Annotated in this window: 8 protein-coding genes and 1 pseudogene; 2 read left to right on the top strand and 7 right to left on the bottom strand. The window is 37.1% G+C overall.

The annotated features are described in order from the left end of the window. Position 1: 1 nt before the first annotated feature. The 4 genes from queA to ruvA are packed head-to-tail and all read right to left on the bottom strand — an operon-like array spanning position 2 to position 2,895. Positions 2-1,054 (bottom strand): tRNA preQ1(34) S-adenosylmethionine ribosyltransferase-isomerase QueA, encoded by a 1,053-nt coding sequence (gene queA, locus KI356_RS13815; RefSeq protein WP_212935685.1) that lies wholly within the window; start codon positions 1,052-1,054, stop codon positions 2-4. 19 nt (positions 1,055-1,073) lie between these two features. Then, positions 1,074-1,274 carry a DUF2905 domain-containing protein gene (locus tag KI356_RS13820; protein WP_000138161.1) on the bottom strand — a complete coding sequence of 67 codons (201 nt, stop codon included), beginning with the start codon at positions 1,272-1,274 and terminating at the stop codon, positions 1,074-1,076. Further along, positions 1,271-2,272, bottom strand: a complete 1,002-nt coding sequence (gene ruvB / locus KI356_RS13825; protein WP_000344470.1) for a Holliday junction branch migration DNA helicase RuvB — start codon at positions 2,270-2,272, stop codon at positions 1,271-1,273. The genes KI356_RS13820 and ruvB overlap by 4 nt, the downstream gene beginning before the upstream one ends. 5 nt (positions 2,273-2,277) lie before the next feature. After that, positions 2,278-2,895, bottom strand: coding sequence for a Holliday junction DNA helicase RuvA (gene ruvA / locus KI356_RS13830; protein WP_212935686.1), 618 nt, complete (start codon positions 2,893-2,895; stop codon positions 2,278-2,280). A gap of 188 nt (positions 2,896-3,083) precedes the next feature. Between ruvA and KI356_RS13835 the strand changes: the two genes are divergently transcribed. Beyond that, positions 3,084-4,028 carry an iron-hydroxamate ABC transporter substrate-binding protein gene (locus KI356_RS13835; RefSeq protein ID WP_128280854.1) on the top strand — a complete coding sequence of 315 codons (945 nt, stop codon included), beginning with the start codon at positions 3,084-3,086 and terminating at the stop codon, positions 4,026-4,028. Between the two features lie 12 nt (positions 4,029-4,040). Here the strand turns inward: KI356_RS13835 and KI356_RS13840 are convergent, their stop codons facing one another. After that, positions 4,041-4,556: a BofC C-terminal domain-containing protein gene (locus KI356_RS13840; protein ID WP_128280853.1), complete on the bottom strand. Its 516-nt coding sequence runs from the start codon at positions 4,554-4,556 to the stop codon at positions 4,041-4,043. Between the two features lie 425 nt (positions 4,557-4,981). Between KI356_RS13840 and KI356_RS13845 the strand changes: the two genes are divergently transcribed. Further along, complete coding sequence (locus tag KI356_RS13845; protein ID WP_212935687.1) at positions 4,982-5,425, top strand: branched-chain amino acid ABC transporter substrate-binding protein; 444 nt, start codon at positions 4,982-4,984, stop codon at positions 5,423-5,425. Between the two features lie 32 nt (positions 5,426-5,457). On the opposite strand, the gene KI356_RS13850 is transcribed toward KI356_RS13845, so the two are convergent. Both KI356_RS13850 and KI356_RS13855 read right to left on the bottom strand, forming a co-directional pair. Further along, the gene (locus KI356_RS13850) at positions 5,458-6,102 is read right to left on the bottom strand and encodes a YhcN/YlaJ family sporulation lipoprotein (protein ID WP_128280851.1); all 645 of its coding nucleotides are present in this window, start codon (positions 6,100-6,102) and stop codon (positions 5,458-5,460) included. A gap of 179 nt (positions 6,103-6,281) precedes the next feature. Next, positions 6,282-6,721, bottom strand: a pseudogene (locus KI356_RS13855) (spore coat protein); the annotation flags it as partial.

Here is a 6,721-nt window from a genome sequence, read left to right on the forward strand (position 1 = left end):
TTTATTTGTTTCTCGTTTTAGCGTGAGATGCAACGAACATTGCGTCACCGAAGCTAAAGAAACGATATTTTTCTTTTACTGCTTCATTATAAGCATGAAGTACATTATCTCTATTTGAAAATGCACTTACAAGCATAATTAATGTTGATTTCGGCAAATGGAAGTTTGTAATTAAACCATCAATTGCTTTAAATTCATATCCTGGGTACATAAAAATATCTGTCCAGCCAGAAGCTGCGCAAAGCTTACCACTATGATCTGTCGCAATCGTTTCCAACGTACGAGTTGATGTCGTACCTACAGTAATAATACGTCCGCCATTCTCTTTCACACGGTTTAATAACACAGCAGTCTCTTCAGACATATGGTAATATTCCGCGTGCATATGGTGCTCTTCAATCGTATCTGCAGAAACTGGTCTAAATGTTCCAAGCCCTACGTGAAGTGTAATAAATGCTAACTGAACGCCTTTTTTCTTTAACTTCTCAAGTAACTCTTCTGTAAAGTGAAGTCCCGCTGTCGGCGCTGCTGCTGAACCGATTTCTTTCGCATATACTGTTTGATAGCGATCGCGATCTTCCAGTGTCTCTTTAATATATGGAGGAAGTGGCATTTCCCCAAGTTCATCTAAAATTTCATAGAAGATGCCGTCATATGAAAATTCAAGCTGACGCCCACCTTGATCTGCAGTTCCTGTGCAAGTCGCTTTTAATTTCCCTTCGCCAAAAGAAATTACAGTTCCTTCTTTTACACGTTTCGCTGGCTTAACAAGCGTTTCCCACTTATCGCCATCCTCTTGTTTCAAAAGAAGCACTTCAATGTGCGCGCCTGTATCTTCTTTCACACCGTGCAAGCGAGCAGGCATAACTTTCGTTTCATTTAAAACTAAGCAATCCCCCTCATGTAAGTAAGAAAGAATGTCCGTAAAATGTTTATGCTCAATATCGCCTGTTTCACGGTCTAACACCATTAATCTTGATGTTTCACGCTCCTCTAGCGGGACTTGTGCAATAAGTTCTTCTGGTAAATGAAAATCAAACAGATTAATATCCATAATTGTATCCACCTATTTCTTATTTGAATCGATTTATTATATACATAATAAAAGATAATGCAATACTTAACACAATACATGTAATGATAGGAAAATAAAAGGTAACGTTACCTTTTTTCACAAAAATATCGCCTGGAAGCCTTCCTATGAACTTCCAAGCTAATCCAACAACAATGAGCAAAATACCAGCTGTAATAAGCAGCTTTGGCATCTCCGTCATACTTTTGGCATCTCCATTCCGAAATGCTCATATGCGAGCGGTGTTACGATCCGGCCTCTTGGCGTTCTTTGTAAAAAGCCAATTTGTAATAAATACGGCTCATACACATCTTCAATCGTATGCGATTCTTCCCCAATCGTTGCTGAAACAGTTTCTAATCCAACTGGACCACCGCGGAACTTTTCAATAATACCAAGCAGTAATTTATGATCGATATGATCAAGTCCTAATTTATCTACTTGCAATAGTTCTAACGCCATTTGTGTAATTTCCATCGCAATCGTTCCGTCACTGCGAACTTGTGCGAAGTCACGTACACGTCGTAATAGACGATTCGCAATACGAGGTGTACCACGGGCACGTCTTGCAATTTCTAATGCAGCTAACGAATCTATCTCAACTTCAAACACTTCTGCTGTACGTTCTACAATCGCAGAAAGCTGATCTACTGTATAGTACTCTAATCGTGAAAGTACACCAAAACGGTCACGAAGTGGTGCTGATAATGCACCTGCACGCGTCGTTGCCCCAACTAGCGTAAATGGAGGTAAGTCTAGACGTACAGAGCGAGCTGACGGCCCTTTCCCAATAACGATATCAAGGCAAAAGTCTTCCATCGCTGGGTATAACACTTCTTCAATAGATCTATGCAAACGATGAATTTCATCAATAAATAGTACATCCCCAGGCTGAAGTGCTGTTAATACAGCCGCTAAATCTCCTGGTCTTTCAATTGCGGGACCTGACGTTGTTCGAATGTTAACACCCATTTCATTGGCAATAATATTCGCAAGCGTCGTTTTACCAAGTCCGGGTGGTCCATATAAAAGTACGTGATCTAACGTTTCTTCACGCATTTTCGCCGCTTCAATAAACACTTCTAAATTATGTTTCGCTTTATCTTGGCCAATATACTGACGGAGCGTCTGTGGCCGTAATGAATACTCTAAATCCGCATCTTCGTATCCAGATTCCCCTGAAAGGAGACGTTCGTCCATTATACTCACCTCTTACCATTTAGTAAAAGACTAAGTGCCTTTTTAATATATTGATCCGTCGTTAGTGATTCTTTTAATAACTCTGGTACAACGCGAGAAACTTCTCTCTCTGCGTAACCAAGTGCTCTTAGTGCTTCAAGTGCCTCATCAAGCTCAATTGATGAACCTTTCTTCTGATCAAAACTTTCGACATCCGAGAACAGGTCAACAAACGCATCTGGCACGACATCTGCTAGTTTTCCTTTTAAATCTAAAATCATTTGGCGCGCTGTTTTCTTTCCGACACCTGGGAATTTCACTAAAAACTTCTCATCTTCATGTTCAATCGCTTGCACGACCTGTCCTGTTTGACCAGAAGCTAAAATTGCAAGAGCGCCTTTTGGTCCAATCCCCGATACACCTAACAATTTTGTAAATAATAAACGCTCTTCACGTGTTTTAAACCCGTAAAGTGCCATAATATCTTCTCTCACATAATGATATGTATAGACACGGATTTCTTGCTTACTTCTTTGAAATACATACGGATTTGGTGTGAAAATTTGATAACCAATTCCATTATGGTCAATTACGACATATTCCGGTCCAACATACTCCACGTAACCTGTAACATATTCAAACAAAATACAATCTCTCCCTCTTAAATCATGTATTCCATTTTAACATATTTAATGATAGAAAAGCGAGACTACCCCAACAAATGTTCTCTATTTGAAACTGCTGTTATTTTCCATTGACAGAAAGTATAAAGCCCCTTAATATACAGAAGTCGATAATGATTATCAATATTAATTAAAGGGGTTACATAGGGATGAAACGCAAATTATTTATTTTATTTACTATCATGCTAGTCGTTCTTTCAATCGTTGGCTGCTCTTCTCAAAAAGAAGAGTCAAAAACAAAAGAACAACCGAAAACAAAAGTTGTAAAACATGCTAAAGGGGAAGCTACAATTCCAGTAAATCCAAAGAGAATTGTTGACTTATCTGGATCAACAGAAGAGTTATTACTTCTTGGTCATAAACCTGTTGGTACAGCAAACACATATAAAGATAAAATCCAAAATCATTTAACAGAAAAGCTAGACGGAGTAAAAGCAGTAGGTTGGTACTGGGCACCTAAAGTTGATTTAGAAGCTGTTACTGCTCTAAAACCAGACTTAATTATTTTAAACAATCGTCAATTGAAAATTTACGATCAACTAGAAAAAGTAGCACCGACAGTTGTTCTAGAAACAAATTTAGAAGACTGGCGCGGTAAGTTTAAAGAAGTAGGTAAACTATTTGATGAAGAGAAGAAAGCTGACAAATGGATTGCAGACTACGATAAAAAAGCCGACTCTTTATCTAAAAAAATTAAAGAAAAAACAAAAGATGAGAACTTTATGTTCGTTGCAGTAACACCACAAAACTTCCGTGTATACGGTAGCTTCGGATATGGTGACATCCTCTTTAACGATTTAAAGCTTCCAGCAACAAAAGGTACAGATTTAAAACAAACGATGGCACAAGTATCACTAGAAGGTCTTGTTGCATTCCAGCCTGATCAAATGTTTATTGTAAACTTCGGCGGAGAAGCTGATAAAGTGTACGAAGACTATAAAAACAGTGCTGTTTGGAAAGATAATAAAGCAGTAAAAAATAATCACGTATATGAAGTATCGAACGAAGCATTCAATACGAAAGCATTCAACCCAATCGGAAAAGATATGCTAATTGATGAAATCGCAAAAGAAATTTTAGCTAAAAATAAATAAGAAAAAAGCAGCTCACCCTGAGCTGCTTTTTTTCTTATTTTGCACTGCATACTGCTTCATTTTTTCGATTGTCTTTACAAAACCTTCTTTTGATTTTATGCGAATACCACGTTTCAATTCCGCACGCTCATAACTTTCAAGCTTTTTCATATCAATTTGAAAGAAGGAATGGATCGCGTTATCACTTTTCGGTACCCCTTTGAAAATTTGCAATATCCCTTCCTCTGAAACACCAAAATAACCGCTCGTTTTCAGTAAAGGAGAAATATCATCAACTTTCTTTTGTAATACGATTTGCACGTCATCACGATCAACAAGTTGCCATTCTTTATATTGCTGCAAAAACTTTTCTAAATCCGCTACTTTTTCTGTAAATATTTCTTCACTTACTTCTCCATCAACATACATGCGCTCTAATAAAATTGTAACTTCAGGTACTTTTTCTGTTATTTCTGCCCTCACATCGGATCCATAAGCTAAGCAAAACATCATAACGAAAGCTTGCACTGCAATTAGTATCCATTTCATTTCCGTTCACCTCTTCTAGGCAAAATCATACTTTCATTTGTAGTTTTTCCGGAAATGGGGGTTTTATCCATATAAACAATAGCATTAAATTTCTAAAAAAAATAAAAAATGCAGATAAGGGTTAATCCTCATCTGCATATATCATTTACTTTTATATAAAATGAAAGACGCCTGCAAAGCAGGCGTCTTGATGCGTTTACGGCGAGAGACCAGGCGACCACATTCGCGTGTTTAGCACTTAAGCATATCTCTCGACTTACGTAAATTAGCTCATCGCTTTGCTAATATAACATTAATAAGATAGAAGCGCAACATGTTTTTAAATATATTTTTCTTCCTCTTTCACCCAATTGAAATTTATGTAAATTATAAATTGATTAATGTAACATATATGCTACGATTAATTTTATAAATATAAACAGGCGATGAATGCTTTGAAAAAAATTAAAGATGAGCGCCTCATACTTCAAACATTAAAAAACATACGTATTGTCTTTATTTTCCAATACATTGGCGTAATTGGAATTTTAGGCTATATCGGATTCACTGAAGGAATGGATCAAATTACGAACTCTCCATTGTGGCTATTATTTATGCTTACGAGTATTTTACTTGCTTATTTACAGTTAAATGTTTCAATAGATGTAGAAGAAAATGAAAAGGAAATAAAGTTAACTCCTTATTACAAACTTGTCTTACGCTCTCTTATTGTTGGAATTATCATAGCTATTATTTATATCATTTTCAGTCCAGAAAGACCTCTGTTTGAAGCCATTCTAACAGGTAGTATTTTCTTCATATGCTTTTTGACTTCTTATTCCATTAGTTATTTCATAAAAAAACGTCGTTTACAAGATGATGATAAATAAAGAGGAAGGGCTAGCCCTTCCTCTTTGATTTGTTATCGTACTGTACCAGTCAGACCGTAACGAATATCTCGGAACATATTTGTTATGTCACGATTAAAATCGTTTGTAACTGTACCGTTACGTAGACGTGTACTCATTGCATCGACACGAGTAAACATGTCATTTCTTACAGAAACATATACGTTTCTATTTCCAACTTCATTCGCAACAGCTTGACGAATTTCGTTCGCCATCGCTGTTTCATTTGTCGCTGGATTACGTGGTTTTACCGCAATCGCTACATCGTTTCCATATACAACTGTAGACACGCGGTCTACGTTATTCATACCCTTCACACGATTCGTAATTTTTTCTGCAGTTTTACCATCATTGTTAGTGTATGAATTATTCATCGTAATATTACGAGTTGGATACGGATTCGCAATTTGCCCGTTATAGTTCACATCACGATAATAATTATATCCTGTATCGTTACGACCATTTTTATATGTTACATAATCTGTAGAACGATCGTTACGCGTTACATTATCATTATATCGGTGTGTGTCATTATAAGATGTACGCTCGTAATTATAGTTACGTCCATCCATCGCATTATTATCTTTTGGTGTACCACATGCAGCTAATGCACTGGTAACTAACAAAGAAGCAGCAATAACTTTTACTTTCGTATTCAATACAAAAACCCCCCTTGTTAGAATGAACTTCTCTTTCGAAAAGCTCCCTCTTATGATGAGTAACAGAGAGGGTTTTTACACTGTTAATATTTCACTAGGAATTTTCTAACACTTAATGTAAATTCATCATATTCCTGACTATCATGAATACAAAAAAGGTGGGAATAACCCCACCTTTTTTAAACTTCCTCTTCATCCTCTTCTTCTGAAACTGGTTCACCAAATACATTTGGTGGGTCCGGCTGATAATACATCGTTCCTGGCTGCGGTGCATATGCTGGCTGAGTCGGTTGATAATATAAAGGATTGGCGTATTGTGGTCCACCCGGTTGCGGACTATATAACCTACTCTCTCCTCCGCATCCACAATCTTCTTCCCCTTGTACGAGTGGTGGCATATTATTATCCATTGGCATCATATTTGGATTTGGCATAGAAGTATATTGCGGTGCCATTTGTTGATACGGCATTTGATTGTATGGATTTTGTTGCTGATACTGCGGATATTGCGGCATCATTGGCTGTTGATACGGCATTTGATATGGCATCATATTTGGCGGTTGATTGCTATCCGTTATCGGCATCATATTTGGCATTTGATTGTTATCCATTATCGGCA

This window comes from Bacillus hominis (assembly GCF_018332515.1).
In the GTDB taxonomy this organism is placed as follows: Bacteria; Bacillota; Bacilli; order Bacillales; family Bacillaceae_G; genus Bacillus_A; species Bacillus_A hominis.

Excerpts from the sequence above, each read along its gene's own strand:
- ruvB (WP_000344470.1), bottom strand. The coding sequence starts at position 2,272 with ATGGACGAACGTCTCCTTTCAGGGGAATCTGGATACGAAGATGCGGAT.
- KI356_RS13820 (WP_000138161.1), bottom strand. The coding sequence starts at position 1,274 with ATGACGGAGATGCCAAAGCTGCTTATTACAGCTGGTATTTTGCTCATT.
- KI356_RS13845 (WP_212935687.1), top strand. The coding sequence starts at position 4,982 with ATGAATGCTTTGAAAAAAATTAAAGATGAGCGCCTCATACTTCAAACA.
- KI356_RS13840 (WP_128280853.1), bottom strand. The coding sequence starts at position 4,556 with ATGAAATGGATACTAATTGCAGTGCAAGCTTTCGTTATGATGTTTTGC.
- KI356_RS13835 (WP_128280854.1), top strand. The coding sequence starts at position 3,084 with ATGAAACGCAAATTATTTATTTTATTTACTATCATGCTAGTCGTTCTT.
- queA (WP_212935685.1), bottom strand. The coding sequence starts at position 1,054 with ATGGATATTAATCTGTTTGATTTTCATTTACCAGAAGAACTTATTGCA.